Annotated in this window: 25 protein-coding genes and 3 pseudogenes; 25 read left to right on the top strand and 3 right to left on the bottom strand. The window is 37.5% G+C overall.

What is annotated here, in order from left to right:
• Window positions 1–5 precede the first annotated feature (5 nt).
• The 4 genes from KCTC52924_RS14855 (at window position 6) to dnaN (ending at window position 3,965) form a co-directional block, all read left to right on the top strand.
• Window positions 6–311: a putative quinol monooxygenase gene (locus KCTC52924_RS14855; protein WP_251805548.1), complete on the top strand. Its 306-nt coding sequence runs from the start codon at window positions 6–8 to the stop codon at window positions 309–311.
• Window positions 308–1,039 (top strand): gliding motility-associated ABC transporter permease subunit GldF, encoded by a 732-nt coding sequence (gene gldF / locus KCTC52924_RS14850; RefSeq protein WP_251805547.1) that lies wholly within the window; start codon window positions 308–310, stop codon window positions 1,037–1,039. The genes KCTC52924_RS14855 and gldF overlap by 4 nt, the downstream gene beginning before the upstream one ends.
• Complete coding sequence (gene gldG, locus KCTC52924_RS14845; RefSeq protein ID WP_251805546.1) at window positions 1,036–2,703, top strand: gliding motility-associated ABC transporter substrate-binding protein GldG; 1,668 nt, start codon at window positions 1,036–1,038, stop codon at window positions 2,701–2,703. The genes gldF and gldG overlap by 4 nt, the downstream gene beginning before the upstream one ends.
• Before the next feature lie 143 nt (window positions 2,704–2,846).
• Window positions 2,847–3,965 carry a DNA polymerase III subunit beta gene (gene dnaN / locus KCTC52924_RS14840; protein WP_251805545.1) on the top strand — a complete coding sequence of 373 codons (1,119 nt, stop codon included), beginning with the start codon at window positions 2,847–2,849 and terminating at the stop codon, window positions 3,963–3,965.
• Between the two features lie 80 nt (window positions 3,966–4,045).
• On the opposite strand, the gene KCTC52924_RS14835 is transcribed toward dnaN, so the two are convergent.
• Window positions 4,046–4,384, bottom strand: a complete 339-nt coding sequence (locus KCTC52924_RS14835) for a DUF4870 domain-containing protein (protein WP_251805544.1) — start codon at window positions 4,382–4,384, stop codon at window positions 4,046–4,048.
• Between the two features lie 226 nt (window positions 4,385–4,610).
• A complete protein-coding gene (locus tag KCTC52924_RS14830; RefSeq protein ID WP_251805543.1) occupies window positions 4,611–5,057 on the bottom strand; it encodes a hypothetical protein in 447 nt (148 codons plus the stop codon).
• 411 nt (window positions 5,058–5,468) lie between these two features.
• Between KCTC52924_RS14830 and mnmE the strand changes: the two genes are divergently transcribed.
• From mnmE to KCTC52924_RS14745, 17 genes and pseudogenes are all read left to right on the top strand, one after another.
• Window positions 5,469–6,866, top strand: coding sequence for a tRNA uridine-5-carboxymethylaminomethyl(34) synthesis GTPase MnmE (gene mnmE / locus KCTC52924_RS14825; protein WP_251805542.1), 1,398 nt, complete (start codon window positions 5,469–5,471; stop codon window positions 6,864–6,866).
• A gap of 140 nt (window positions 6,867–7,006) precedes the next feature.
• On the top strand, window positions 7,007–7,315 hold the full coding sequence (locus KCTC52924_RS14820) for a hypothetical protein (RefSeq protein ID WP_353057431.1): 309 nt from the start codon (window positions 7,007–7,009) through the stop codon (window positions 7,313–7,315).
• 21 nt (window positions 7,316–7,336) lie between these two features.
• Window positions 7,337–7,567, top strand: a pseudogene (locus KCTC52924_RS14815) (phage integrase SAM-like domain-containing protein); the annotation flags it as partial.
• 3 nt (window positions 7,568–7,570) lie between these two features.
• A complete protein-coding gene (locus tag KCTC52924_RS14810; protein ID WP_353057445.1) occupies window positions 7,571–8,161 on the top strand; it encodes a site-specific integrase in 591 nt (196 codons plus the stop codon).
• Between the two features lie 246 nt (window positions 8,162–8,407).
• Window positions 8,408–9,565 carry a hypothetical protein gene (locus KCTC52924_RS14805; RefSeq protein WP_251805541.1) on the top strand — a complete coding sequence of 386 codons (1,158 nt, stop codon included), beginning with the start codon at window positions 8,408–8,410 and terminating at the stop codon, window positions 9,563–9,565.
• A 621-nt stretch (window positions 9,566–10,186) separates the two neighbouring features.
• Window positions 10,187–10,699, top strand: coding sequence for a hypothetical protein (locus KCTC52924_RS14800; RefSeq protein ID WP_251805540.1), 513 nt, complete (start codon window positions 10,187–10,189; stop codon window positions 10,697–10,699).
• 502 nt (window positions 10,700–11,201) lie between these two features.
• The gene (locus KCTC52924_RS14795; RefSeq protein WP_251805539.1) at window positions 11,202–13,046 is read left to right on the top strand and encodes a hypothetical protein; all 1,845 of its coding nucleotides are present in this window, start codon (window positions 11,202–11,204) and stop codon (window positions 13,044–13,046) included.
• Between the two features lie 156 nt (window positions 13,047–13,202).
• Window positions 13,203–13,400 (top strand): annotated as a pseudogene (locus KCTC52924_RS14790) (hypothetical protein); the annotation flags it as partial.
• 188 nt (window positions 13,401–13,588) lie between these two features.
• Window positions 13,589–14,566: an NAD(P)-dependent alcohol dehydrogenase gene (locus KCTC52924_RS14785; protein WP_251805538.1), complete on the top strand. Its 978-nt coding sequence runs from the start codon at window positions 13,589–13,591 to the stop codon at window positions 14,564–14,566.
• 611 nt (window positions 14,567–15,177) lie between these two features.
• Complete coding sequence (locus KCTC52924_RS14780; RefSeq protein ID WP_251805537.1) at window positions 15,178–16,605, top strand: Gfo/Idh/MocA family protein; 1,428 nt, start codon at window positions 15,178–15,180, stop codon at window positions 16,603–16,605.
• Between the two features lie 220 nt (window positions 16,606–16,825).
• Window positions 16,826–17,998: a serine hydrolase domain-containing protein gene (locus KCTC52924_RS14775; RefSeq protein WP_370671477.1), complete on the top strand. Its 1,173-nt coding sequence runs from the start codon at window positions 16,826–16,828 to the stop codon at window positions 17,996–17,998.
• Window positions 17,999–18,528: 530 nt separating this feature from the next.
• Window positions 18,529–18,816 carry an AlpA family transcriptional regulator gene (locus tag KCTC52924_RS14770; RefSeq protein ID WP_026811101.1) on the top strand — a complete coding sequence of 96 codons (288 nt, stop codon included), beginning with the start codon at window positions 18,529–18,531 and terminating at the stop codon, window positions 18,814–18,816.
• Window positions 18,817–18,896: 80 nt separating this feature from the next.
• Complete coding sequence (locus tag KCTC52924_RS14765) at window positions 18,897–19,640, top strand: virulence-associated E family protein (protein WP_251805535.1); 744 nt, start codon at window positions 18,897–18,899, stop codon at window positions 19,638–19,640.
• Complete coding sequence (locus tag KCTC52924_RS14760; RefSeq protein WP_251805534.1) at window positions 19,641–20,006, top strand: hypothetical protein; 366 nt, start codon at window positions 19,641–19,643, stop codon at window positions 20,004–20,006. It abuts the gene before it with no gap.
• 390 nt (window positions 20,007–20,396) lie between these two features.
• A complete protein-coding gene (locus KCTC52924_RS14755; RefSeq protein WP_251805533.1) occupies window positions 20,397–21,725 on the top strand; it encodes a rhodanese-like domain-containing protein in 1,329 nt (442 codons plus the stop codon).
• Window positions 21,726–21,750: 25 nt separating this feature from the next.
• Window positions 21,751–22,312 (top strand): annotated as a pseudogene (locus tag KCTC52924_RS14750) (YeeE/YedE family protein).
• A 1-nt stretch (window position 22,313) separates the two neighbouring features.
• Complete coding sequence (locus KCTC52924_RS14745) at window positions 22,314–22,727, top strand: DUF6691 family protein (protein ID WP_251805532.1); 414 nt, start codon at window positions 22,314–22,316, stop codon at window positions 22,725–22,727.
• Window positions 22,728–22,789: 62 nt separating this feature from the next.
• Here KCTC52924_RS14745 and KCTC52924_RS14740 read toward each other — a convergent pair whose 3' ends face one another.
• A complete protein-coding gene (locus KCTC52924_RS14740) occupies window positions 22,790–24,217 on the bottom strand; it encodes a bifunctional UDP-sugar hydrolase/5'-nucleotidase (protein WP_251805531.1) in 1,428 nt (475 codons plus the stop codon).
• Between the two features lie 172 nt (window positions 24,218–24,389).
• Here KCTC52924_RS14740 and KCTC52924_RS14735 point away from each other — a divergent pair, with 172 nt between their 5' ends.
• From KCTC52924_RS14735 to KCTC52924_RS14720, 4 genes are all read left to right on the top strand, one after another.
• The gene (locus tag KCTC52924_RS14735) at window positions 24,390–24,635 is read left to right on the top strand and encodes a hypothetical protein (RefSeq protein WP_251805530.1); all 246 of its coding nucleotides are present in this window, start codon (window positions 24,390–24,392) and stop codon (window positions 24,633–24,635) included.
• A gap of 106 nt (window positions 24,636–24,741) precedes the next feature.
• On the top strand, window positions 24,742–25,206 hold the full coding sequence (locus KCTC52924_RS14730) for a DUF6730 family protein (protein ID WP_251805529.1): 465 nt from the start codon (window positions 24,742–24,744) through the stop codon (window positions 25,204–25,206).
• Window positions 25,207–26,179: 973 nt separating this feature from the next.
• Window positions 26,180–26,434 (top strand): type II toxin-antitoxin system ParD family antitoxin, encoded by a 255-nt coding sequence (locus KCTC52924_RS14725; RefSeq protein WP_103442907.1) that lies wholly within the window; start codon window positions 26,180–26,182, stop codon window positions 26,432–26,434.
• On the top strand, window positions 26,427–26,720 hold the full coding sequence (locus KCTC52924_RS14720) for a type II toxin-antitoxin system RelE/ParE family toxin (protein WP_251805528.1): 294 nt from the start codon (window positions 26,427–26,429) through the stop codon (window positions 26,718–26,720). Before KCTC52924_RS14725 ends, KCTC52924_RS14720 begins: the two co-directional genes overlap by 8 nt.
• The last annotated feature ends 109 nt before the right edge of the window (window positions 26,721–26,829 follow it).

Raw genomic sequence — 26,829 nt, 5'->3', positions numbered from 1 at the left:
TAACCATGTTGGTAAGAATTGTAAAATTGACGTTCAAATTGGAAAACATCGCTAGTTTTAAATCCATATTTGACAAACACAAAATTGCAATCCAAAATATAGAGGGGTGTACTTTTCTAGAACTACTTCAGGATGTAGATGACGAACGCATTTTTTTTACCCATAGCTATTGGAACAGTAGTGCCGATTTGGAGAAGTATAGAAATTCGGAATATTTTAGAAACGTTTGGAAAACCACCAAATTGCTATTCGCGGAAAAACCGGAAGCATGGTCCTTACAAAAAGTTAATGTCAATAAGCAATCTGTATGATAGCCATTTTCAAAAGAGAGATCCAATCGTTCTTTACCTCCCCTATAGGATATCTTGTTATAGGGCTGTTTTTAATACTTAATGGACTATTCTTATGGGTCTTTAAGGGGCCCTTCAATATCTTTGATTACGGCTTTGCGGATATGGGCCTATTTTTTCTCCTTGCCCCGTGGGTATTTTTATTTCTGATTCCTGCAATCACCATGAAGAGCTTTTCTGAAGAAAAAAAAATGGGGACCTTAGAACTCCTTTTTATAAAACCAATTTCACTTAGAAATATCGTAATGGGTAAATTTTTGGGCACTTTCACCCTGTCCCTGATTGCCATTCTTCCTTCCCTGCTATATGTCTATACGATATCTGAATTGGGAACTACCGTCGGAAATCTTGACATGGGAATAGTTATGGGATCCTATTTTGGCCTACTTTTTCTTATTGCGAGTTATACCGCAATAGGCCTATTTGCCTCTACCCTATCGGAAAACCAAATTGTAGCCTTTATCCTAGCTATGGTACTATGTTTCCTGTTATTCTACGGATTTGAAGGTCTGTCTGGCCTAATCCCTTCGGGAAGTATGTTTTTATTCGTAAAGAATATAGGTATGAAGGCCCACTTTGACAGTATTGCCCGAGGTGTATTAGACACTAGGGACATTGTCTATTTTGTTGGTCTTTGCCTATTCTTCCTTTTCCTTACCGTAAATCAACTTAAAAATCAAAATAGATGATAAAAAAAAGTTGGTTATCCGTTTTAAAGGCATTGCTACTATTGGTGCTACTTAACCTATTAGGTAGCTTTTTCTACACCAGGGTAGATTTAACAGAGGACAAAAGATATACCTTATCCACACCCGCCATAAATTCTGTGGAAAAATTTAATGCTCCTGTGACCATAGATATCCTTTTGGACGGCAACCTACCCCCAGAATTTGCGAGGTTAAAGGACGAAACCCGACAATTGTTGGAGGAATTTTCAGCGGAAAATAAAAACATACAATTCGCCTTTGTAGATCCTATGGAAGGTGCAACCTCTATAGAGACTGTTATAACGGAACTACAAGGGTTGGGAATGACCCCTACTAATGTTACGGTGGAACAAAACGGAAAAGTCTCCCAAGAAATTATTTTTCCCTGGGCAATGGTCAGTTACAACCAAAAAATAGTGAAAGTCCCGTTATTAAAAAACAAACTGGGTACTACCTCCGAAGATCGTGTAAACAATTCCGTACAACATTTGGAATATGCCTTTGCCAATGCCTTTGCCCAATTGAACCTAACAAACAAAAAACGCGTTGCCATTATTAAGGGCAATGGGGAATTGGACGATATATTTATAGCAGATTATCTGACTACTATTAGGGACTATTACAATATAGGGGCCATTACGCTAGATTCTGTTGCCAACAACCCCCAAAACGTATTGGATCAACTGAGGAAATTTGACTTGGCTATTGTTGCCAAACCTACAGAGGCCTTTACAGATGAAGAAAAATTTATTTTGGACCAGTACATTACCGGGGGAGGGAAATCGCTTTGGCTAATAGACCAGGTGGCGATGGAAATGGACAGTCTGTTTAACGAAAACGGTAGTGCCATGGCCATGCCACGACAATTAAACCTGAAGGACTTTTTCTTTAGGTATGGGGTTAGGTTAAATGCCAATTTAATTAACGATATGTATTTTACACAGATCGTTTTGGCAAGTGGGGAAGGCAATGACTCCCAATACAATCCGGTTCCCTGGTACTATAATCCAATGGTATTCTCCAAGAACGATCACCCTATAAATACCAATCTGGAAGCCGTTAGGTTTCAGTTTACGGGGTCTATGGATACCTTGCCCAATAAGTATAAAAAACAGATACTTTTACAAAGCTCTCCCCTTTCCAGAACAGAGGGCGTTCCTAGACAGATTAGTTTGGACATTATTAACGTTGCCACAAACAAGGAGGATTATGCGGATGGCAACAAACCATTAGCCGTTTTGATCGAGGGCGACTTCACCTCTACCTTCACCAATAGAGTGAAACCAATTGCCTTAAATGAAGTATTGGAAAATGGACCCGCCAATAAAATGATCGTCATTTCCGACGGCGATATTATTAAGAACCAGATTCGAAATGAGAGGCCCTTGGAACTGGGATATGACAAATGGACAAATACCTATTATGGCAACAAGGAATTCCTAATTAATTGCTTAAATTACCTTTTAGACGATAATGGACTTATAAACATTCGTAAAAAGCAGGTCTCCATACCTTTTTTAGACGAGGTGAAAATTGAAGATCAAAAAAACAAATGGCAGTTGATTAATATTGGCCTGCCACTAGGTTTGACCCTTATTTTTGGGTGGGCAATTAATGCCTTTAGAAGGAAAAAATACGGGAAATAAGTGTTAATAAGTTTGTTTCCTTAAAAAGGACAATTAAAATATCTTTGTTTTTGATTAAGATACAAGTAATCCTGCTGATTTTAGCCTAATTAACCTATTGGGAATAATGAAATATAGGTTCCTTAAAAATAAATAAGAGACACATGAAATTTATAGTATCTAGTACCTATTTATTAAAACAACTCCAAATATTAGGTGGGGTAATCAACAATAGCAATACACTGCCAATCTTGGACAATTTCCTTTTCGATCTAGATCAAAGGGAACTTACCGTTTCTGCATCAGATCTTGAAACGACCATGAGTTCTGTATTGGAAGTGGATTCGGACAGCAAAGGAACCATTGCAGTACCTGCAAAGCTATTGTTAGAGATTCTGAAGACCTTTCCAGAGCAACCATTGACATTTGTTGTTGAAGACAATAATACAGTGGAGATAAGCTCTAACCACGGAAAATACGCCTTGGCCTATGCCGATGGTTCGGAATTTCCAAAATCAGTGGAACTGTCCAACCCCTCCTCTACCACAATATTGGGAGATATTCTGGCCACAGCCATTAACAAGACCATTTTTGCTGCGGGAAATGACGATCTAAGACCTGTAATGAGCGGTGTCTTTTTTCAGTTTTCTCCTGAAAATCTGACCTTTGTAGCTACGGATGCCCATAAATTGGTTAAATACCAACGCACGGATATCGCTGCTTCTAAGGTGGCCGAGTTTATTATGCCGAAAAAACCTTTAAATTTATTAAAAGGAATATTGGGAGGTAGCGAAACCGATGTACTGATAGAATACAACGAAAGCAACGCCAAATTTAGCTTCGAAAACACTATTTTGATCTGTAGGTTGATTGATGGGAAATACCCCAACTACGAAGCAGTAATCCCAAAAGAGAATCCAAATAAACTTTCTATTTCCAGGACTCAAATTTTGAGTTCGGTAAGACGAGTGTCTATTTTCTCCAATAAGACTACCCACCAAATACGCTTGAAAATAGCGGGTGCGGAATTGAACATTTCTGCCGAGGATATTGACTACAGCAACAAAGCGGAAGAACGATTAACCTGTTCTTACCAAGGAGACGATATGCAAATAGGATTCAATTCTCGTTTTTTAGTGGAGATGTTGAACAACCTTACCTCTGACGATGTGCAGTTAGAGATGAGCCTACCCAATAGGGCAGGTATCCTTACCCCTATCGATGGGTTGGATGAAGGGGAAATTGTCACCATGCTGGTGATGCCTGTGATGTTGAATAGCTAAAACATATTTAGTTGTACCCCATAAAAAAATCCGCATTGTTTAAAACACAATGCGGATTTTTTAATTTTATTTTGTCGGTATCACACAAACTTAATGCTCAGTGGATAATGAGGTGCTTCCCCATTAGATACTTTAATTGCATTAACTATGGGGAATATAATACAAAGTAAGGCTACCCCAATTATTCCCAAGATACCCAGCCCAAACAATAAGATTAACGGAATAGAAATCAAGGCGTATAAAAACATACTGATTTGGAAATTTACAATAGATTTGCCGTGTTCATCCATATTTATGATACTGTCCCGCTGTGTCAACCACAAAATTAAGGGTACAATAAATCCCCCGAAGCCCGTTACGATATCCAATAACTGACTTAGATGCGTCATAACCAATAGTTGTTTGTTTTCGGCTTTCATCTCAAAAATACTTTAGAAGTTAATAGTAGATTTTCTTCCATTTTAATTAAGAGTCTTTGTCGTGATCATAGGATAAAAGTAAATATTAACTGTAATTCATCAGACCTAGAGGCACAAACAATGGAAAAACTTTCAATAAAAATAGAATGGTAATAGTAAGACGATAAAATTTCCGAATTGTTACAAAAATTCATCGTACTACATAAAAATCATTCCTCTACAACTACTATTGTTTCCGATATAGTTTTCTCACAGTTTGTTGGTTTTTTTCGATGCTCGAATTTAGCTTGTCAATTTGCTTATGCAACTTTTCAATAGCCTTTGGAGACAGTTTTCCTCTGCTGTCATCTCTTTCCATTTTGTTCTGGATCTTTTCTACTTTCTTTATATCCTTGTCAATTTTTCTATTCCTAGAATCGATTTTCGAAGCAATTTTATTTTGTTTCTTTAGCTCCTTTTCCGCTTTTTTTTGAGCTTTCTCAGCTTTTTTAGCATCGCGATCTGCTTTAGCAAAGCGTTTTTCCAAATCCTTTGCTTCTTTTAATCGCTGCTTTTCTATATTTTGATCTATTTTTATCTGCTCATCGGTAGGCACAGGAAGAGTTTCTGTCTCTTGCGCAAACGAAAAGTTAAAACAGATCAACAGTAGCAACAATCCTAAAATTTTTTTCATTTTCATATGTGTTTTATTTCAATTTTTACTTTAGATAGTTTTATATAACATACCTTGAATTACTAATAATTTATTAAAAGAATAACACAATTGCTTGTCTATAATAGACGGGTATTTTCAAGGTGTTTTTTCGCCGACAAAATTACCTCTTTATTTCCTCCTATAATTAATTATTCCTCTGTCGTATTATATATAACAAATTCCATGCCTCATTTATTCTTAGTCCATGTTGTAATTATTTTTTTGATATAGTGAAGCAACAATCCTTAAATACAAACATACATTTTACCTAGTCCTCCACTCTCCTTAGCTGTGGTTGTCCTCAATAAATTGTATTTTTACCCTCAAATATAAAATAGTACAACTTCCCATTTTATTTATTAGAAACGGGAAATTTATAGCTTGTTATTTATGATCAACAACGACAATATTATTGCTTTGGCCACCCCTTCTGGTGCTGGCGCCATTGCGGTTATCCGTGTTTCAGGAAAGGATGCCATAAGCTTGACCGGACCACTTTTCAAATCGGTTCGCGGAAAGGACCTCAAGGTGCAAAAAAGTCACACTATTCATTTAGGACATATTGTGGAGGACAGCAAGGTATTGGATGAAGTACTATTATCAGTTTTCAAAGGCCCAAACTCCTATACTGGGGAAGACGTGATAGAGATCTCCTGCCATGGATCCCCCTATATACAACAGCAAATTATTCAGCTCTTTTTAAGAAATGGCTGTAGGGCCGCACAAGCAGGAGAATTTACCCTCCGGGCATTTCTAAACGGGAAAATGGACTTGAGTCAGGCAGAAGCCGTTGCCGATCTTATCGCCTCGGATAACGAGGCCGCTCATCAAATAGCCATGCAACAAATGCGGGGCGGATTTAGTAACGAAATAGAGAAACTACGCGAACAATTGCTCAATTTTGCGTCGCTCATCGAATTGGAGCTCGACTTCGCAGAGGAGGATGTGGAGTTTGCAGACCGAAGTCAGTTTAAGATCTTATTAGCAAAAATCCAAGAAGTATTAAAACGTCTGATCGATTCCTTTGCCGTGGGCAACGTCATTAAAAATGGAATTCCGATCGCTATTGTAGGCGAACCCAACGTAGGTAAATCTACCTTGCTAAACGCCTTGTTGAACGAGGAACGCGCTATTGTAAGTGATATTGCAGGGACCACTAGGGATACTATTGAAGACGAAATAACCATCGGAGGGGTGGGGTTCCGATTTATTGATACTGCTGGAATTAGAGATACCGTAGATGTAGTTGAAAGTATTGGAATTAAAAAAACCTTTGAAAAAATAGCACAAGCTCAGGTAGTTGTACTTTTAGTGGACGGTTGGGAAATGGCTTCCGACCCTGACAAATTAAAGACCAGCATCATAGAACTGGAAAAAATAAAAAATAGGTATCCCCAAAAACCACTGTTGGTCATTGCCAATAAGGTAGACCGACTGCAGCCGGAAGAAATAGAAGGTTTAAAATTGCACCTCCCCGATTTGTATTTACTATCCGCCAAAAGTGGTCTGGGTGTAGAAGAGCTAAAATCGCGCTTATTGGAATTTGTAAATACTGGGGCATTGCGAAACAGCGAAACTATTGTTACCAATACCCGTCATTATAACGCCCTATTAAAAGCATTGGAGGAGATAGAAAGAGTACAGTTTGGAATGGACGAGGACACCCCGAGCGACCTCTTGGCCATAGATATCCGGGAGGCTCTTTACCATTTGGGAGAAATTACTGGACATGTTACTAACGACGAATTGTTGGGGAACATTTTCGCTAATTTCTGTATCGGGAAATAAATAAGTATTTCATATGATACCATATAAGACCACATGACTACAAATAGCTGAAAATCAACAGATTGTTAATCACTTTAAGATTTTTACTTTCTCTTATTCATCTTATTTTCGTACATTTTTGTATCCCATTTGTATCTCGTATGAAAGTTCATCTCAGAAAGAAAAAGCTAAAAAGCGGATTGACCAGTCTTTATATAGAGCACTATAAAGGTCATACCACAACGCCCCAAGGTAAAAGCAAAATTTTAAGGGATTTTGAATATCTGGAGCTCTATCTCACGACCGATCCCAAGACCGATTCTGAAATAAAGAAAAACAAGGAAACCCTAGAACTCGCAGAACAAATCCTAACCATTAGAAAGGCCGAAGTCTACCAAGGGAAGTATAACCTTAAAAACGACACCAAAGGAAAAGTTGGTTTATTAGACTTTTATGTCCAGAAGAAATAGGAACGCTACCAGTCCAAAGGAAATTATGACAATTGGGATGCAGCACAGAAACATCTAGAAGCCTACTGCTCCCCTACTATCATCTTTAACGATATTGATGTCGATTTTATTAAAGGGTACAAGAAATACCTAGATACCATTGCTGTTACACAGAGTCAAAAGAAGTTATCCCAAAACACCAAAAATGCGTACTACAATAAATTTAAAGCTTGTTTAAATGCTGCATTTGAAGAAGGGTACCTAAATGAGAACCTCATTAAGAAAGTCAAGGGGTTTTCTGCTGGAGAATCCACCAGAGAATATCTTACTTCCGATGAACTTCAAAAATTATCCAAGACCCCTTGCTCTATTCCCTTATTAAAACGCGCCTTTCTCTTTTCCACCTTATCCGGTATTCGTTGGTCCGACATTAATAAGCTTAAGTGGTCAGAGGTACGTGATGAGGGTACGGACAATTCCGGGGATCTTATCTTCCGAATTGTGTTTCAGCAAAAGAAAACAGAGGGCGTAGAATACTTATATATTTCAGAACAAGCCAGGGAGCTATTAGGGGAACGCAGAGGTCCCAATGACCGAGTATTCAAAGGCCTCCGTTACAGTGCCCATATGAACCTCCAACTCCTCCGTTGGTGCATGTTTGCCGGTATTAACAAACACATCACCTTCCATTCCGCCAGGCATACCAATGCAGTGCTATTATTAGAAAATGGAGCAGACATCTATACCGTTTCCAAACGGCTAGGACACCGTGAAATACGAACTACGGAGATCTATGCCAAAATCATCGACAAAAAGATGAAAGAAGCTGCAAACTTACTCCCTAAGTTGAATTTGGATTTATTGTAAAGGGTGGTTGAGTTTTTTCACATAGCTACAACTTTTCCTAAATAAAATTGATTCTATTTCTATAACTTCCTATACAATTTCGGGTGAGGTCTTAAGGTTAGAATCGTTAGCTAAACAACTGATTACTAAGCAGTATTTCAACCAACAAAGGAGAGTTCATAATGAAATAAGACTTATATTAGATACTGAAGAAATGGAAGTATTCCCACAATCTTCTCTATATATAAGTTTGTTATAAATTATACCATGAAAAGAACTTTACTACTTATAATACTTTTCTTAGGATTTATTTTTCAAGGTCTTGCACAAGTTAATTCAACGCATGTTCGTGTAAAGGGATATACTCGCAAGGACGGAACTTATGTAGCACCACATTACCGAACGGCACCGAACACAACAAACAGAGATAATTTCTCTACTAGAGGCAACACTAATCCTTACACAAGAAAAGCCGGTTATATTCCAAGGGACAATAAACCTTTATATAAAAATACGTCCACAAGTTCTAGTTCCAGTTCTAGTTCCAGTTCCAGTTCTAGGTCTAGTTCTAGTTCTAGTCCCAGTCCCAGTCCCAGTCCCAGTCCCAGTCCCAGTCCCAGTAAAAAAACATATTACTACTCCCAACCTACAAAATCAGTCAAAAACTCTGTAACACCAGCTTATAGTAAGGATAACATTGCATCTAAAACAAACAGAATTTCCAACAACGGATTTCAACAACGATGGATTCAGGAAAAACTAAATAAACTATCTACAAACTCATTAAGAAAAGATAAAAATTACAATCTAAGAATAAAGTCTAATTCAAATCGCCAAGAAAGACGTTTAAATAGAAACAAAAATATAAGGATTTACCAGCTATCAGATGGTTGGTATGATGTAAATTTTTCCACCACAATTAGCTTTAGAGAAAAAACAAAAAATGTTTTCATCAAGAGACAAATATATATTGAAAACGGAGAAGCAAAAAAATATATTGGAGCTGAAAATATGATTTTTGATATTCATGAATTTTTTCTCGACCGAAATAATTATAAAATGAAAATTGTTTACCCCGATAATGAAGTAAACAAAGGATATGGCGACATTTATCTGTATGAAACTAAGCCGCTTAAGCAGGCTCCAAATTATGAATATCCAAGAACAATATATTTCTATACCTCCACTGACAATCTTGGTGGACCAATTTCGGTAACAATTGAAAGTAACACCAAAGCACATTGGGGCGGTTACATGGACAAATATTGGAATACGACGCCAAGTTGCAGCACAACGGAGGATATAATAAAGTTTTATTTACCAAACGGAGATTACCATTATTATGCTGAAAACAAGAATGGACTTTGGACCGATGAAATTACTATTAATAGTGATTGCCTCGGAATTAAGTTGGATGCAAATTAAATTTATTGCCAAAGCAAGTAACAATTAAATAGCTATTAATTTTAAAATAGGAACCAATCTAATGCAGTCTATTAAGAGTGCTTAAAACGGGTCCTTTTCCAGCACTCTTAAAAGACGGTCTTACATTTTTGGAAGCTTATTTTGGGCGATAAAAACAAAGCAAAGTTACTTGCACCACTTTTTACACATTTTTCGGTGAATTTCTCCTCAGATTATTGACAATGGCTGAGAGCTGCATGCACTTGTTGGCCAGCGCTATCCCTTTCGTGAAAATTTTTCACTTACCAATAATGGAAACTTCGGTGCGTTACACGCCACCCATTTCGGTTTAATAGTGCCAGGCATTTAAGTTTAATCTATGCCAAAAATAATAGACGAATAAATTAAGGAGGCTGCAAACTTACTTCCTAAGTTGAATTTGGATTTGTTGTAGTGGTGGTTTTGACGCAGATTGGAGGCCCTAATGAAATAAGGCCTATATTAGTTACTGACATTAATGGAAGTATAGTAAACTGTTCCTATACCTGAATATTATAACCAAAAATGAAAAAACAGACTTTACTAATTATAATTTTTACAATTTTGAATTCAACATTGACTTATGGCCAATATGATAGTTATATGAAGAATTCAGATGGGTCATATTCTGTTGGAGGATGTTATGATAGTTATATGAGAAATTCAGATGGGTCTTACGCTTGTGGCGGAGCTTATGACAGCTATATGAGAAACTCTGATGGAACATATTCTGTTGGTGGAGCTTATGACAGCTATATGAGAAATCCTGACGGGACTTACGTTTGTGGTGGCGCTTATGACAGCTATATGAGAAACCCTGATGGTTCTTATTCAGTTGGAGGTGCTTATGATGGTTATATGAGAAACCCTGATGGATCCTATTCAGTTGGAGGTGCTTATGATGGTTATATGAGAAACCCTGATGGATCCTATTCAGTTGGCGGTGCTTATGATGGGTATATGAGAAATCCTGATGGATCCTATTCAGTTGGTGGTTCATATGATGGATATATGAGAAACCCTGATGGATCCTATTCAGTTGGTGGTACTTATGACAGTTATATGAGAAATCCTGATGGCTCATATTCAGTTGGTTGGGGAAAATGTAGAAAATAAAAGGGCATAGTCGAGTAGGTAAAAGGGAGTCTCACACCTAAATCTCTCACACTCGCCTGCAGGACACGAGAAGAGAACCGTACGTACTGGTCACGCTCCCCGCTGGTGCGAGCGTCACGCTCGTACTAAAGCAATACAACAGACCCACTTTATACATTGTGATAACCGTAACCAAGACTGGTATAAAGGGGTTCATAATTCTACCAGAAAATTTTGCAGATATCTACACCGTTTCCAAACGTCTTGGGCACCGTGAAAAAAGAACTACGGAAATCTATGCCAAAATTATAGACGAAAAATGAAGGAACCTTCGAACTTACTACCTAAGTCGAATTTGGAGAGTGTTTTATAGAGACGTAATTTTAGATTACTTTAACGAAAATATCATAAGAGACAATCAAGTATCAATTAGGCTAAATCAGAATCTAGAGTAAAGCATGTAACTTTAACTTTGTAACTATGTGTCTTAACAACCAATAACTACCAACTAAAAACTATAATAATGAAATTAGAGAAAATTTTAGATAGGCTCAATTCGATTGATAAGAACTATTTTATAAAGACAATAGATAACATAATTATACATAGCCCAAAAAACACTAAGGAAATAGATGAGATTTTAAGTTCAGCTGACAAGGGTTTAAAGTCAGTTGACAATCAAAATGTAGCAAAAGTTTTTTCCCTAATAGAAGATGAATTTTTCGATTATTTGAAATGTGAATTTCAAGATACTTCTTCACAATTAGACATTCTTATTGATATATTGATTCGTGATGGCAATTGTATAATGAAACAAGATTGGTTCTCAAGATTATATGATGCCGAAATAAAAAGCATAAAAACAAAAATTAAAAAAACAAACGAAGAATTTGAAAATGAAAAATCTGAAATTTCAGAAGGAAGAAAAAGAGACTACAAAATATATAAAGCATGCTTAGAAATAGCGTACAAAAATGATCTTGAGAATAATAGAGATGCAAAAATCACTTCAGACGAATTATCCATAATTTTAACATTATCAAAAGAATTGGAACTTTCTCAAGAAGAAATTAAGCTTATTAATTACTCAATACTTCCAATTAAAAAATCAGATGTGATGGAGGTAATTACAAATCTAAAGTCTATTGGAGTAATATTTTATTCCAAAAAAGAAAATACAATTTTCGTGGCAGACGAAATGGTGCGCTTACTAAGAAAATTAAGAAAAAAAGAAGTTGCTGATAAATTTTTGAGAAGAACTTTAAGATTATTGCGTGAGCCAGTTATTAATCAAATAGCTAAAAAACATAATATCGATAGAAGTCTAAGTTATCTAGACAAAATCGAAGAAATAATTTTAGAGGGTGTTTCTTTCAGAGGACTATTAACTCATGATATTTATAAAAAAGACTCAAATCTTACGGAAAAAAAGAAAACGCTTAATGAATTATGCGATAGAAAACTTAATATTGAGAATCTAAAAGGAAGCACTTTAGATGACAAAATTGAAAGTTTAATTACATATTTCGAAAATGTAGAAAAAGACGAAAATATTCATATTTCGCTTGACGGTTTTGAAAAAATGTTATCCGAACTAAATGAATCACTTCCAAAATTAAATAAGGAAATAAAAAATCAGTTTGAGATTCAAGATGAATTTATTCTAAAAGCAAATCTACTTTTAGATTATAATATTAAACCAAGAGATATTTTAGATCTAATCACCAAAGAAAACTTTAAAAAATTCATTCTAGATAATGGGATTAAGCAAAGAGGTGATGATATTCTGAATACATTAGAGCATTATAAAGATGCCGAAAATCTTTATTTAGAAAACTACGATAAGATTGCTTACCGAGATTTAAATACTTTAAAAGAAAATGGCATTTCAGTTAAAGAAAGCGAATTAGGTGTCAAATTTGAAGAGTTAACTAGAAAGATTTTTTCAGAATTAGGCTTTAACGTTGATGAAGAATTAAGAAAAAAATTAAATACAAAAAAAGATCTTATTGATATCCTTCTGCATTTAGAAAATGGGGATGTAATTATTGTAGAATGTAAAACCAGTAAGGAAAGAGGTTATAACAAGTTTAGCTCTGTTTCAAGACAACTAAAATCTTATAAAAGTGCCACAGAGAAAAATGATATTAGAGTCGCTAAAATATTATTAATTGCTCCAGAATTTAGTGATGATTTCATAACTGATTGTGAAATGAATATGGAATTAAACCTTTCGTTGTTGACAGCTTCCGCTTTATCTAAGATTTTCGAGGCCTTTAAAGTTTCAAAATATAAAGAATTTCCACATGTTTTATTTAGAGATGTAGTTATCAATGAAGAAAGGATTATTAAAGCATTGAGTAAATAGACGGCAGTGGTAGTTACCCCCGTGGTGCGAGCCTGTCTGCCGCCAGGCAGGCCTGCCTATGTCAGCCAAACAAACGTCACGCTCGTACTAAAGCAATACAATCTAACTATATTATACAATCTGATTGCCATAACCAAGAGTGCTATGTAAGGGTTAATAATTCTATCAGAAAATTTTGCTAACATCTATACCGTTTCCAAACGTCTGGGACACCGTGAAATACGAACTACGGAGATCTATGCCAAAATCATTGACAAGAAAATGAAGGAAGCTGCGAACTTACTTCCTAAATTGGATTTGGATTTGTTGTGGTGGCGGACTAGGATACAATATCAGATTTATTCTAAAATATAGTTTTCATTTTCTATGAGTTAATGGAATTCTTATCGTGAAACTTACACCAACTCTTCTCATTTATAAACATCTGATTGTTAACTACTTTTCAATAATAAATGGGAGTATTTTATCAAATAAGGTCTATGTTAGACATGGATATATAGTAACTTATACCTATATCCGTACATTGTGGCACATTAGTATATATGAAAGCATATAATATTAAAAACTACGGAAAACCTAATAAAGTTCTTAGGCTTATAGAAGCTGAACAACCTATGCCTAAAAGTACCGAGGTCAAGGTTAAAGTTTATGCAACAACAATCAATGATTACGATTGGTGCATTACCACAGGAAAGCCTTTAGCTTATCGTTTGTTCTTTGGAATGTTTAGTCCCAAGAAAAAATTAAGGATACCCGGTATGGAGGTGGCAGGAATTGTGGAGCAGGTCGGGAATAAGGCCACAAAGTTTAAAGTCGGTGATGCCGTTTACGGTGACATCTCAGAATTCGGATTTGGCAGCTTTGCTGAGTTCCTTTGCATAGATGAGAAAGCACTAGCTAAAAAGCCAAATAACATGAGTTTTGAGGAAGCTACTAGTATTCCACACGCAGCAATGCTTGCCCTACAAGGTCTGCGGGATGTGGGACGAATTAAGGATCACCAGAAGATTTTGATCAATGGCGGGGGTGGCGGTGTTGGTTCATTCGCAATTCAAATAGCCAAACTTTACAACGCAGATGTTACAGGGGTGGACACAGGTGAAAAATTAAAAGCAATGGCAACTCAAGGGTTTGACAAAGTAATTGACTATAAAAAAGAAGACTTTACTAATAGTGATCAGCAATATGATCTAATCCTTGATTGCAAGACCAATCGATCACTCTGGAAATTTTTAAAGGTTCTTGGACCGAAAGGAAAATACGTTTCAATAGGTGGTAAGACCAGCAAGCTGTTACAAATGGTTTATATGAGTCCGATACTAAAGTTGTTTAGCAAGAAACGTATGCATATGGTAATGTTAAAAGCTAACAAGGACTTGGAATATATCAATCAGCTTTATGAGGAAAACAGGATAAATTGTGTCATAGATGGCCCATATAATTTTGACAAAATACCCTGGGCGATTCAACGATTTGGGGATGGACAGCACAGTGGTAAAATTGTAATTACAGTAAACTAACGGTCTTCAGTCGAGTAGGCGGGTCCACCCCTAAGTAGAAACGGACTGGGCCTCTCAAATGCCAAAGTATTCACGAATACCTTGTTGTAAAAATAAAATGCATGAGTACACCACCGTATGTGCCGGTATCGCCCGCCTGAATCGTACGGGCAGGCCCGCCTATCTAATTCGGGTTAATATACGGCGGTTCGCAAAAAGATGGGTTGAGTTCTAAGTAAACATTGGTCAATAATTAATACCCTCGCGTTTTTAAGCGTTTTTAAGTCAAATTACCTCAGGGCAAGCCCATGAGGCATCCGAAGGAAAATACCGATTACAAATCGACCTAAGGGTCGGAGCATTCAAATCTCACTTAGTGAGTAATGGTCGTGCCTAAAATAGGCTTCTGTGCTGTTGCCCAACCACCTTTACGAGTTCTGCTCCATGCATAGGCATGGTCTTGGTTCTTAGTTCTTGATTCCAGAAGCGTAGTGTACAACGCGATGCAATCGCGCGGGAACGAGGGATTTACACCCAGATTTCTAGCTTAATCCTGCCCCAATGCGTTAAACAACAATCATCTTCGTTTTCAAAATAAATCCTTACCTTGAATTTCAAATTAAAAACGTAGCATGATGAAGAATCCAAATACGCCTTCTGCAGGCCGACGACAATTTATCCGAAACACAACAGCCGCAGTAGGGGGTATTGTGATACTTCCCAGGCATGTTCTTGGAGGCAAAGGATATACCGCACCCAGCGACAAAGTAAACATCGGCATTGTCGGAGCGGGGGGTCAGGGACAGAGTAATGTTCGTAATTTACTTCAACTAGACGACGTACAGATTACATCGGTCACAGATCCGGGTCGTTATTGGGATTTGAATCGATTCTATTACAAGTCCATTGCCGGACGGGAACCGGTCAGTGAAATGATTGAGAATCATTATCAGAAAAAGGGAGAGAACAAAGTGGTTCGTCAATATAAACGATTTAGTGAAATGATGGATAAGGAAAAAGATATCGATGCCATTCTTTGCGCTACCCCAGACCATACCCACGCCTTTATCACCATCGCAGCCCTTAAGGCAGGACTGCATGTTTATTGCGAGAAACCCATGGCTCACAATATATGGGAAACGAGGATGGTACGTAAAGTAGTACAAGAAACGGGACTCGCCACTCAGATGGGTAACTCGGGACATAGTCGGGACGGCATGCGTTCATTGGTCGAATATCTACAGGATGATGCTATCGGAACAGTACGCGAAATCCATGCGTGGGTTCCTGCTGGTCGCTGGACTCCGGGTATTACAGGTCTTCCTCAAAATACCAGTCCACTTCCTCATGATTTTGATTGGAAGGAATGGTTGGGACCGTCACCATTTCGGCCCTATAACGATCTTTTTTCGCCAGTCACTTGGCGGGATTTTTGGATATATGGTTGCGGTGCATTGGGAGACTTTGGATGTCATGATATGGATGCACCTTTTTGGGCCTTCGATCTATCGAGCCCGTCTGAGATTCAGATTTACCCTGCCGGACAAAGTAATAGTGAAATTGCTCCTTATGGAGAGGCTGGCACGTATCATTTTCCTGAAAGGAAGGGCCAGGCTGCACTCAAATTACACTGGTATTCCGGAGGCTTAAAACCGGATTGGAATCCCCATTTGCCACCAGATTATAAATTCGGAGGGAGGAGCGCCATGTACGTGGGCGATAAAGGGGTTATTATCACCGATGGCGGTGATCGTTTTCCTCAGATATTCCCCGAATCCTTGAGACAATCTTATCAACCACCCGTGGAACGGATTCCGCGATCGAAAGGTCATCATCGCGACTGGATAGATGCCATCAAAAACGGAGGGCAATCCAGTGCCAATCTTGATTATGGAAGTCGGCTTACCGAATTAACCCTCCTGGGGGTAATGTCTCTTCGCCTGAATGGTGCTCGGATACATTGGGATGCCAAAAACATGAAAGTCAATGGACTACCGGAAGCAGAATCAATCGTTAAGGAGCCATCCAATGAAGAATGGGATATTTCCAAGATTATGTAAATGGAACTACAGAGATCTATGCCAAAATCATTTACTGAAAAAATGAAGAAAGCTGCGAACTTACTCCCCTAGTTGAATTTGGATTTGTTGTAGTGATGGGTTAGAGGTACAGTGGATATCTTAATGAAATATTACTTATATTAGTTACATATAATATAGCTATCAGGTAACTCGTTACTATATCCGTACATTGTACCCAATAAAAATTATGAGAATGTTAATGAATAAAATTAAAACACTAACATTCTCAATTTTGTTTATAGTGATGGTCACCGGTTGTAATACAAAAGACAAGAACAAAGAGTCGATTAAAGGCACACAAAAGGTACCTTCTCAAAATTTCGTTTCAGCCGTAATTGATTCTATTAATTCAGAAATAAATAATGGAGATTATGGATTAATTGACCGTTTTATGGTAATACAAAATGACGAGCTATTGGCAGATTTTAAATATGTGCAGGACTATAAAACCATTGCTCAAAAATATGACACAACCAATCAACAATACAATTTTAACAGTACTGATTGGCATCCATACTACAAGAAAAGTGAATTGCACACACTTCAGTCTGTTACCAAAAGTATTACGTCAATCCTTTTTGGTCTTGCGCTGGATTTGAATGAGGATTATAATGTTGGCAACAAAGCACTGCCTTTGTTGAATGGTTTTGACATTGACTTTCAGGATAAACGAAAGCAAAATATATCCATTGAAGATTTATTAACTATGAGAAGTGGATTACAATGGAATGAAGAGACCGATCATAATGACAATACAAATGACTGTTTTTTACTGGAGTCAAGTGACAACTGGATAGAATATGTATTGAGCAAACCTATGGATACAATACCAGGAACAAGATTCGTGTATAATGGCGGTGGAACTGTGCTTTTAGGTAAAATAATTAGAACTATTACAGGCAAACGAATTGACGAATGGGCAGAAGAAAAATTATTTGAGCCACTCGGCATTACAGAATACTATTGGAAAGAAACTCCTGATGGAGAAATTGATACAGAGGGTGGTTTATATCTAAAGGCAGAAGACTTGGCTAAAATTGGTTCATTGTTTCTGAATAATGGGAAATGGGACAATAAGCAAATTGTATCTGAAAGTTGGGTTACAACATCCACCAGCCCTATTATCAAAGACGTAAAACCTGAATGGCGAAGTGATATGGGATATGGCTATCAATGGTGGATCCCGGAATATACTAATAATGGCAAAACCAGTATTTATGCGGGCAACGGATATGGAGGACAGTATTTAATGATGGCACCAGAATATAATTTAATAATCGTCTTTAATGGTTGGAATATTAATGATGAGCCTGAAAAATCAACTTGGAGAGTTTTACAAGACAGAATAATTCCGGCACTTATGCATAAATAACTGGGTATAACAAAAGTAACCGTTGCACAAGCCCATAAATTTACGAGAACCGAACTCTTTAAGCCCTTTTCAGGGCTTTCTTATTTTGTCTATAGGCTTCCCCAAAAATCAGACAGTTTAATATTCATAAAATTGCACATACCTAAAAGCATATCTCAAAAAACTGACTTAAAATGATACGCATGGCGCTCCTACAAAATAACCAAATTTGCTGTTTTCACAACACCAAATCTCCAATTCCCTCGCTTTCAATTGTTAATAACTCCATTTTCTCCCTAAAAACACCAATTTGACCAATATAACATTTGGTCCCATTTGATGTTTTATGATATCAAATAAAATTAGATGAAAATTCCTTTACTATCAATTGGCACCATATAATACATGGTACTGTAAACCAAATAGTTGTGGATAACTATTGGTGTTTCTCATCGCTTTCAGCCCACCTATTTTCTACTTTTATTTTAACAAACCTATAGAAGATAAACAAAAGCGCTTTTGTTCATTTCTTAATCTTAAAAGAGAAACAAATGGACACTATTTTAATTTTTGATCGCTTAGATCGCTTGGAAAAACTGTTAACTGCCCATAAAGAGGTGTTGACTTTTGAGGAAACCTGTGACTACACCGGAATATCGAGAAGCTATCTTTACAAACTGACTTCCTCCGGGACGATCCCCCACTCCAAGCCCAATGGAAAAATGATTTTCTTTGAAAAAAGGAAACTGAACAATTGGCTATTACAGAACAGTAGAAAATCTAAAGCCGATATCGAGAACGAGGCCCTGAGACATACTCTCAAAAATAGACGGCCATGATAGTCGGTGACCATGAAGGTCAACTTTACAAGGTAAAGGATGCCAAGAAAAAGACCATCTAGGATTATACCATTGAATACTTGGAAGGGAAGTACGATATCATGTACAATGAGATATCCCATGATTTCCAGATATCGTTCAAGAAACGAGCTGAATGGTCCTATCTAAATCTCAATTCCCTGATCATTGAACTTGCCAAAGCAGGTGTCGATATCAGTACCGGGAAACTGGAAATCCTGATCCGGTCGGAACTCATTCCTAAATACAATCCAATCAAGGCCTATTTCCAATCCCTTCCCAAATGGGACGGGGAAGACCACATTCAAAAACTGGCGTCCTACGTCCCTACCTATGATGATGAGGCTTTCCTTTACCATTTAAAAAAATGGTTGGTACGTGCCATAAAATGTGCACTGGAACCAGGCTACTTCAATAAACAGGCCTTGATCATCAGCCATAAGGGACAAAGCTCGGGGAAATCTACCTGGTGCCGGTTTATCTGCCCTCAGGAACTGGCAGATTATATGGCGGAGGACATCAGTAATGATAAGGATGCTAGGATCCAATTGTGCCGGAACTTCCTCTACAACTTGGACGAGCTGGCCGTGCTGACCAAAAAGGATGTGAATGCCCTGAAAGCGTTCTTTTCCAAAACCTTTATCAACGAACGTCTGCCCTATGACCGAAAGAATACTACCCTACCCAGAATCTGTTCTTTTTTGGGATCCACCAATATGTCGTCCTTTCTAAACGGTGAGACTGGATCCGTACGCTGGTTGTGCTTTGAGCTAATGGATAAAATAGATTTCTCCTACTCCAAGTAAGTGGAGATCAAGAACGTCTGGATACAGGCCTACCACCTCGCCTATTCTGATCCAGGCTTCAATCCAGAACTCACGCTAACGGATATTATGGAGAACGAAGAACGGAATAAAAAATATACCAAATTGACCACCGAGGAGGAACTGGTTTCCAAATATTTTGAAAAATCGAATGATATCAACGACTTCGTAACCGCCTCAGATGTATTGGTCAAGCTGAGTAGCTTAAACGTAAGACTGAACCAGATAAACCTTGAACGCGCCTTATCGGGGTTCAACTTCCAACGGGTGAAACATCCCAAACGCCAAGTGTATGGGTATCTGGCCAAATCGGTGTTTGCCAAGAGTCCCTGGGAAGTTGAGTCTTAGAAAAGTGAAATTGCACCTACCTACTTACCTAATGGACCATGACCGCCCTAACTGCGGGAACTACCATAGGTAAGATGCATTAACCCCAAGTTACCTAGGTATTACCTATCCTACCTATTAGGGTAAGATCAAAAAATAACCCACCTAAGCGCTCAACCCTTATAAACAGGGACTTAGGTAAGAAGGTAAGAGAAAAACGAAAAAAAGAATTAACTGATGAAATAAGAAAGAACCAAGCCATATTTCGGTTAAGAAATGTTGCCTTATGGAAATGTGACGGAGGAAACCGAACAAATGAAATGCGATTAAAATTACATTCGAATGAGATAATTACAACGAAAAAAGCTTATTATATTGGGTTGATGAAACTATGAACTTCAAAATACCAATATGAAAATTAAACAATTTGAATATGGACCTTTGTCTCATTACTCCTATGCCATCATCAGCAAGGGGCAAATGGTTATTATTGACCCTCAACGCAACCCCGAGGCCTATTATGAATTTGCCACAGCAAACAACGCAAAGATTATAGCAGTAATTGAAACACATTCACATGCGGATTTTGTAAGCTCACATTTGCAAATACATAAAGAAACTGGGGCTACCATTTATAACAGTAAGAAATTAGGTGCCATGTATCCTCATACCAACTTCGACGAAGGGGATGTAATACCACTAGGGAACATTAATTTCACGGCCTTAAATACGCCTGGGCATTCTCCAGACAGCATTACTGTTGTGGCCAAAGAGGGCGATAAAACCGTGCTTTTTACAGGCGATACACTTTTTGTAGGAGATGTTGGCAGACCAGATTTGAGAGAAGACGGTGTAAATAAAAAACAGAAACAACAAGAACTTGCAGAAGCGATGTTTGATAGCATACACACCAAATTCCACGACCTACCCGATGATGCCATCGTGTACCCTGCGCATGGGGCAGGCTCGCTTTGCGGTAAAAGTATGGGTGACGCCAGTAGTAGTACTTTGGGAGATGAACGTAAACAGAATTGGGCCTTTATAACCACTTCCAAAAAGGAATTTGTGAAAGAATTATTGGACAGTCAACCTTTCATTCCCTCGTATTTTGGGTACAATGTTGATGTGAATAAAAAAGGAACCGAAACCATTCGTAAAGCCATAGCGAAAGTGGCATTTAAAATGAATAGCAACGTACGCGGACTTATCGTTGATATACGTGAGGAAAGCGAATTTAAAAAAGGACACCTCAAAGGTAGTATCAATATACAAGCTGCATCAGAAACCGCCAAATTTGAAACATGGTTAGGTGCTATCATTAAACCTGAAGAAAAATTCAGCATGGTCATTGACCATCCAAAAGATTTGGAAACAATTTTAGAACGTGTTGCCAAAATTGGTTATGAAAACCAACTTCAAAAAGTTGTGACGCTACCAAGCATTAAGCTAAAAGAAACAAGTCCGTTGGATATTAAGGACTTTAAAAAAAATCCAAAAGATTATACCATTATAGATGTCCGCAACACAAGCGAGGTGGAAGAGGGCAAAGTATTTGAAAGCGCCCTTTCAATGCCCTTAAATACATTGCGAGACAGTGTCAATAAAATTCCGACCAACAAGCCCATTGTAGTGCATTGTGCTGGTGGTTACAGAAGTGCGGCAGGAAGCAGTATTATCGAAAAGAACTTAAATAGCACCAAAGTTTATGATTTGGGCGAAAAAGTAAATGATTTTAAATAGTTATAAACTTATATAAATTTCTATTATGAATGTTATTTATGAACCTTGGCCATGGTATGTAGGAGGGCCATTAATTGCATTAGTTATGTTCCTATTATTGTTCGCCGGCAAACAATTTGGAATGTCTTCTAATTTACGTACGGCGTGTGCAGCAATGGGTGCAGAGAAAGTGGCAGATTATTTTAATTATGATTGGAAGTCCAAACGCTGGAATTTAATAGTTGTAGTAGGCGCAACCCTTGGAGGTTTTATCGCTTCAAATTATATGGGTAATTCTAGTGTGGTAATTAATCCGGAAGTAACCCAACAACTTGCTACCGATTATCAAATTACAAGTGCGGGTGAATATTATTTGCCTCCAGAGATTTTTTCACTTGAGGCGTTGGGCGACCCAATTAATATTGCCATTCTTCTATTGGGGGGGGATATTGGTAGGTTTTGGTGCGAGATATGCAGGTGGTTGTACATCAGGTCACGGCATATCTGGCATGAGTAATTTACAATTACCTTCATTAATTGCTGTCATAGGCTTCTTTATTGGTGGTATTATCATGGTACATTTAATATACCCTCTAATTTTTGCATAACATGAAATATATAACGTATTTGTTAATCGGCATTTTATTCGGAATTACAATGTACAAGTCCGAAGCTGCATCTTGGTTCCGTATTTATGAAATGTTTCAATTTGGTTCATTTCATATGTATGGACTCATGGGGTCTGCAGTGTTACTTGGTATACTTGGGATACAAGTCATCAAACAAAAAAATATAAAACCACTCGACGGGGATAAAATGAGTTTAGAGCCCAAAGAAAAAAGTGTCACTCGCTATTTGGTAGGTGGTATCGTATTTGGATTGGGTTGGGCTCTAGCTGGTGTATGTCCAGGACCCATGTATGTTCTGGCTGGAGCAGGTTATGTTTCAATATTGCTCGTTATTCTTGGTGCTTTAATTGGAACTCTTATTTATGGAGTTTTAAAAACGAAATTGCCTCATTAAACTACAATAAGAGTGTCAGTATATTTAGGGTTGGTTTAGATCATTTCCGCTTGTAGACTACATTAAACCAACCTAAAAACGTATTGATTATTTGGATTAAATTCCTTGTTTGTTTGTAAAAAATCCTTCATTGCTTCGATGGCTTTTTTATTATGTTCTTTTCGGTTTTTGCCATATTTTATTGGCACACCTTGCATGGTAACAAAACTTACCAGATAGGTGTTTTTAGGGTCTATATGTTTTCCTTCAAAAAATAATTCCTGAATGCGATGCCCTGTTGGATTTTCGATGCGCATATTCACCTGAATTCCCAAACAGCGTTTTACATAGCCTCCCATTTGTCCAAAAGGGTCGCTACAAAATGTGCGTTCAAGGTTTTCTTCTAGCATTTGCTCGATTTCTGCTCCAGTTAATTCTACAGTAGAAACCGGTGGATTCATTGGAGCAATGTTATACAAATCATTTTCAGTAATAGGTCCTTTAGCAATTGGGGCTCCATAGCGCCATCCATTAGAAAAGGCAATCTCGGTATTGGTGCTTTGGGCTATGGCTCTTAAAAGCAGCTCATCCATAGTGGAATTTAGAGTAGTATATCTATGTAACGTTTGGCTGGTGCCTCCCACTATGTTTTCATTAATATTTTTAAATGGTTTGATAGCTTCTTTCACCAATTGTGCCACCTTCTCGTCTTTGGGAATAGAGGCATCAACTTTTATCAACTCGTAATTGATATGTTTAATTTTTTTGTTTTCCAATTCTAAACTGAAGTTTCCAACAAAGGTTCCATGGCAACCACATTGCACAATCTGTGCGCCATTCACCTCAATTGGCTTATAGATTCGGTTATGAGTGTGAGCACTCAAGCAAATATCCACGCCCTTGATTTCTTTCAGAAGTTCAAAATCCTGTGGAAATCCATTATGGGAAAGTAGCAGAATGATATCAGCACCTTTGGCCTTCAATTGCTCGATATATTTTGGCACTTCCTCTTTTCCAGTTGTAAATTTTAAGCCCTCGGACATTTTTTTCGGCATGACCTTATCCACAATCATTGCACAAATGCCGATGACTCCAATTTTTATACCTCCTTGCTCCAACATTAAAGAGGATTCTAAAAAATGTGAACCATCATCATGATAAACATTGCAGCCCAATACAGGAAATTCAAGTTGTTTCTCAAGTTGTTGTAGATGATTAGGGCCGTATGCAAAATCCCAATGCCCCACCAAAGCATCAATTTTTAAAGCATTTAAAATAGGGATTAGCGCTTCACCTTTCGAATCTACAAGCGGTTTTGTGCCGTGGAGTGTGTCGCCACCGTCAAACAAGAGGGTGTTTGGGTTTTCTTTTCGAATCTTTTCTACGATGCCTGCAATATGGGCATAGCCACCAGCAATTTCCACAACTTCACCAGTATCATCATAAAATATTTCGGCGTGTGGTTCCAAATAACCGTGCACATCGTTGATAAATAGAACATTTAATTTCATACCGACTTGTTTTTTATAAGTTCAACATAATGACCCCATAAATTATTCATTTTAGCAGCGTACTTATACCTCACTTCAATTATAATTTGATACAATCCGTACATTAGGATTTGAATATGCTAGAAATTCAAATCTTATTTTTGTCAATTGATAAGCTTATTAAATATTTAGATTGGAACAGTCACCATTTCGGCCCTATAACGATCTTTTTTCGCCAGTCACTTGGCGGGATTTTTGGATATATGGTTGCGGTGCATTGGGAGACTTTGGATGTCATGATATGGATGCCCCTTTTTGGGCCTTCGATCTATCGATCCCGTCTGAGATTCAGATTTACCCTGCCGGACAAAGTAATAATGAAATTGCTCCTTATGGAGAGGCCGGCACTTATCATTTTCCTGAAAGGAAGGGCCACTGAGCTCAGTGGGAATATCGCTATAAAACTGGCTAAAACAGTCATCAAACAAGCGATTCAAAAAAGTGTAGGAATGGAAATAGGATATTAATATTTAAACCAAAATACTATGGCAAAGCTGGACGAAATCATGGAATTATTGGTCGATGAACTGGAAGGACTAAAACAGATGTTGGTACAATTGAAAACACTGACCAAGGAACTGACCAGTTCCGAGACCGTACAGGATATATCCCGAATACGGTACAAACAGGAGGAACTCAATAAAACACAGGACAATCGCTTCCGAGAGCAAAATACGGGGCTTAGTGAAGTAAAACAGGAAATAAAAACGGCACTCCTAATTCCGAAATGGTTCCTAATTATGATACTGGCGATTCCAATACTTTCCATTTCCACATTGGGCTATCTAGGCTATCAGGTTAGACAGTTCGAGGAAGAAAAGGAAGTAGCCTTCCAGGAGGGAAGAGCAGCTATTTCAAAACAATTTAATACGTATTTCCGTGAACACCCAGAAGTCTACAAGGGATTTCTGATTTGGACGGAAAAAGAGAAAGAGACAAATCCAAAGTAGGTTGCGCCCTATCCGATTTTGCTCTACGCCTGCCTGACGGCAAGGTAGGCTTATCTGCCTGAACACTACAAAAACAGCATTGGATCCAGGCGCAAAGTTTTGGGGTAAGATTTGGGGCATGAACAGAAAGTCAGCCTAAAGAATTTTTCACAAATAACCTCAGTAACCTAATAGGCTTCCTTAAATGTATTTTTTCTTTTCTGGAGTCGGCCGTTCTATATTGATATTTAATAATGGCTTCCCACCTAGTCACTGTTTTATAAAAATCTATATAGGTGAGCTCTAACCCTTTTAGGCAACTTATCTATCTTGTCCTCAATATTTTCAGAGGTTTACAATAAAAACTGGTTATCCATAAGCATTCAAAATGTCCAGTTTTCTAACTAATAAACTGGACATTTTGTAATAAAACCTATTACCATATTTCAATTATTCTACTTACTAGTTAACGCTCAACATTAACAATTTCGCTATTTATATTAGTACAAAATGAAAAAGGCTAATAGGTCAAGTTTTTGATAATCCATTCCATGTGATTTTGGAAACTTTAGATACTGAAGAAGCGACTTACATTTGGCATTTCGAAAAAAAGACCTCACCCTTAAAGGAACATCTAGCTTCTGTTGATTCGGCATTGAATACAATTAGAAATCAGGGCAGGCAGTTTTATTTGGAATCTCAACCCGTAAACTTTAGCCGAATTATACACGATTATTCTAATGATAGTAAGGGTTTTATTCAATGGAGGGATGCGTTAGAAGAAAAACTTTACTAAAGCCTATTTGGACAAATTGTATATTTTGAGATGGATTATAAATCTAACCTTTTACCCATACGTCAAGGCACCCTTTTTCTAGGAAGAACCGACAGGGCATTTCCAATAGCAAAAATCCAAATAAAATTATAAATAAAATAATTGCAAGATGTCTTAATAATTATTAATTTGCATCAATTATAATAATATTGGTGCATTATGGGGGTAATTAGAAAATCAATAACTTTTACAGAGCAACAGGATGAATGGATTAAGAAGCAGATTGAAAAGGGCGACTTCACCAACGATAGTGAATATATAAGACATTTGGTCAGAACCCATCAGTCCACTCAACAAGACCTAATCGCACTTGAAATGGCGCTTGATGAGGGCTTAGCAAGTGGTGTAAGCGATAAAAGTGTCGATGATATCTGGAAGGATGCCGAATTGAAATATGCCAAAAAGAATGGCTAAATACCTTCTTAGTAAAAGTGCAGAATCTGACCTTGAAAAAATTGCGGAATATACCATTGAAAATTTTGGAATTAACCAAGCTCGTGTTTATAAGAATGGTCTTATTACCTGTTTTCAAGAATTGACCGACAGGCCAGAAATGGGAAGGTTCTACCTGCATGGGAATGAAACCTTGCTACTTCGATACCGGTATAAATCGCATGTAATCTTTTATAACAGGATTAATAATGGAATTTTCATAATCCGCGTTTTAGGCGAAAGAATGGATTTTATCAGACATTTATAAAATTCAATCAAACGATAGAACTCTATATCTCTCCTCCTACCCTCTACTCAAACTATAGAGGTCTCTTAAAGAAGTTTAATATATTATTAAACCTTATCGTTACAGGTTA

This window comes from Arenibacter antarcticus (genome assembly GCF_041320605.1).
In the GTDB taxonomy this organism is placed as follows: domain Bacteria; phylum Bacteroidota; class Bacteroidia; order Flavobacteriales; family Flavobacteriaceae; genus Arenibacter; species Arenibacter antarcticus.
The sequence above is the reverse complement of the archived record's forward strand: the minus strand, read 5'-3'. Positions and strand labels throughout refer to the sequence as shown.

What these genes read in the sequence shown, in the direction of transcription:
- KCTC52924_RS14835 (WP_251805544.1), bottom strand. Translation starts at nt 4,384, where the DNA reads ATGAAAGCCGAAAACAAACAACTATTGGTTATGACGCATCTAAGTCAG.
- KCTC52924_RS14830 (WP_251805543.1), bottom strand. Translation starts at nt 5,057, where the DNA reads ATGAAAAAAATTTTAGGATTGTTGCTACTGTTGATCTGTTTTAACTTT.
- gldF (WP_251805547.1), top strand. Translation starts at nt 308, where the DNA reads ATGATAGCCATTTTCAAAAGAGAGATCCAATCGTTCTTTACCTCCCCT.
- KCTC52924_RS14745 (WP_251805532.1), top strand. Translation starts at nt 22,314, where the DNA reads ATGAAATATATAACGTATTTGTTAATCGGCATTTTATTCGGAATTACA.
- KCTC52924_RS14755 (WP_251805533.1), top strand. Translation starts at nt 20,397, where the DNA reads ATGAAAATTAAACAATTTGAATATGGACCTTTGTCTCATTACTCCTAT.
- KCTC52924_RS14855 (WP_251805548.1), top strand. Translation starts at nt 6, where the DNA reads ATGTTGGTAAGAATTGTAAAATTGACGTTCAAATTGGAAAACATCGCT.
- KCTC52924_RS14770 (WP_026811101.1), top strand. Translation starts at nt 18,529, where the DNA reads ATGGACACTATTTTAATTTTTGATCGCTTAGATCGCTTGGAAAAACTG.
- KCTC52924_RS14795 (WP_251805539.1), top strand. Translation starts at nt 11,202, where the DNA reads ATGAAATTAGAGAAAATTTTAGATAGGCTCAATTCGATTGATAAGAAC.
- dnaN (WP_251805545.1), top strand. Translation starts at nt 2,847, where the DNA reads ATGAAATTTATAGTATCTAGTACCTATTTATTAAAACAACTCCAAATA.
- KCTC52924_RS14805 (WP_251805541.1), top strand. Translation starts at nt 8,408, where the DNA reads ATGAAAAGAACTTTACTACTTATAATACTTTTCTTAGGATTTATTTTT.
- KCTC52924_RS14800 (WP_251805540.1), top strand. Translation starts at nt 10,187, where the DNA reads ATGAAGAATTCAGATGGGTCATATTCTGTTGGAGGATGTTATGATAGT.
- KCTC52924_RS14775 (WP_370671477.1), top strand. Translation starts at nt 16,826, where the DNA reads ATGAATAAAATTAAAACACTAACATTCTCAATTTTGTTTATAGTGATG.
- gldG (WP_251805546.1), top strand. Translation starts at nt 1,036, where the DNA reads ATGATAAAAAAAAGTTGGTTATCCGTTTTAAAGGCATTGCTACTATTG.
- KCTC52924_RS14820 (WP_353057431.1), top strand. Translation starts at nt 7,007, where the DNA reads ATGAAAGTTCATCTCAGAAAGAAAAAGCTAAAAAGCGGATTGACCAGT.
- KCTC52924_RS14725 (WP_103442907.1), top strand. Translation starts at nt 26,180, where the DNA reads ATGGGGGTAATTAGAAAATCAATAACTTTTACAGAGCAACAGGATGAA.
- KCTC52924_RS14740 (WP_251805531.1), bottom strand. Translation starts at nt 24,217, where the DNA reads ATGAAATTAAATGTTCTATTTATCAACGATGTGCACGGTTATTTGGAA.
- mnmE (WP_251805542.1), top strand. Translation starts at nt 5,469, where the DNA reads ATGATCAACAACGACAATATTATTGCTTTGGCCACCCCTTCTGGTGCT.
- KCTC52924_RS14730 (WP_251805529.1), top strand. Translation starts at nt 24,742, where the DNA reads ATGGCAAAGCTGGACGAAATCATGGAATTATTGGTCGATGAACTGGAA.
- KCTC52924_RS14720 (WP_251805528.1), top strand. Translation starts at nt 26,427, where the DNA reads ATGGCTAAATACCTTCTTAGTAAAAGTGCAGAATCTGACCTTGAAAAA.
- KCTC52924_RS14785 (WP_251805538.1), top strand. Translation starts at nt 13,589, where the DNA reads ATGAAAGCATATAATATTAAAAACTACGGAAAACCTAATAAAGTTCTT.
- KCTC52924_RS14780 (WP_251805537.1), top strand. Translation starts at nt 15,178, where the DNA reads ATGATGAAGAATCCAAATACGCCTTCTGCAGGCCGACGACAATTTATC.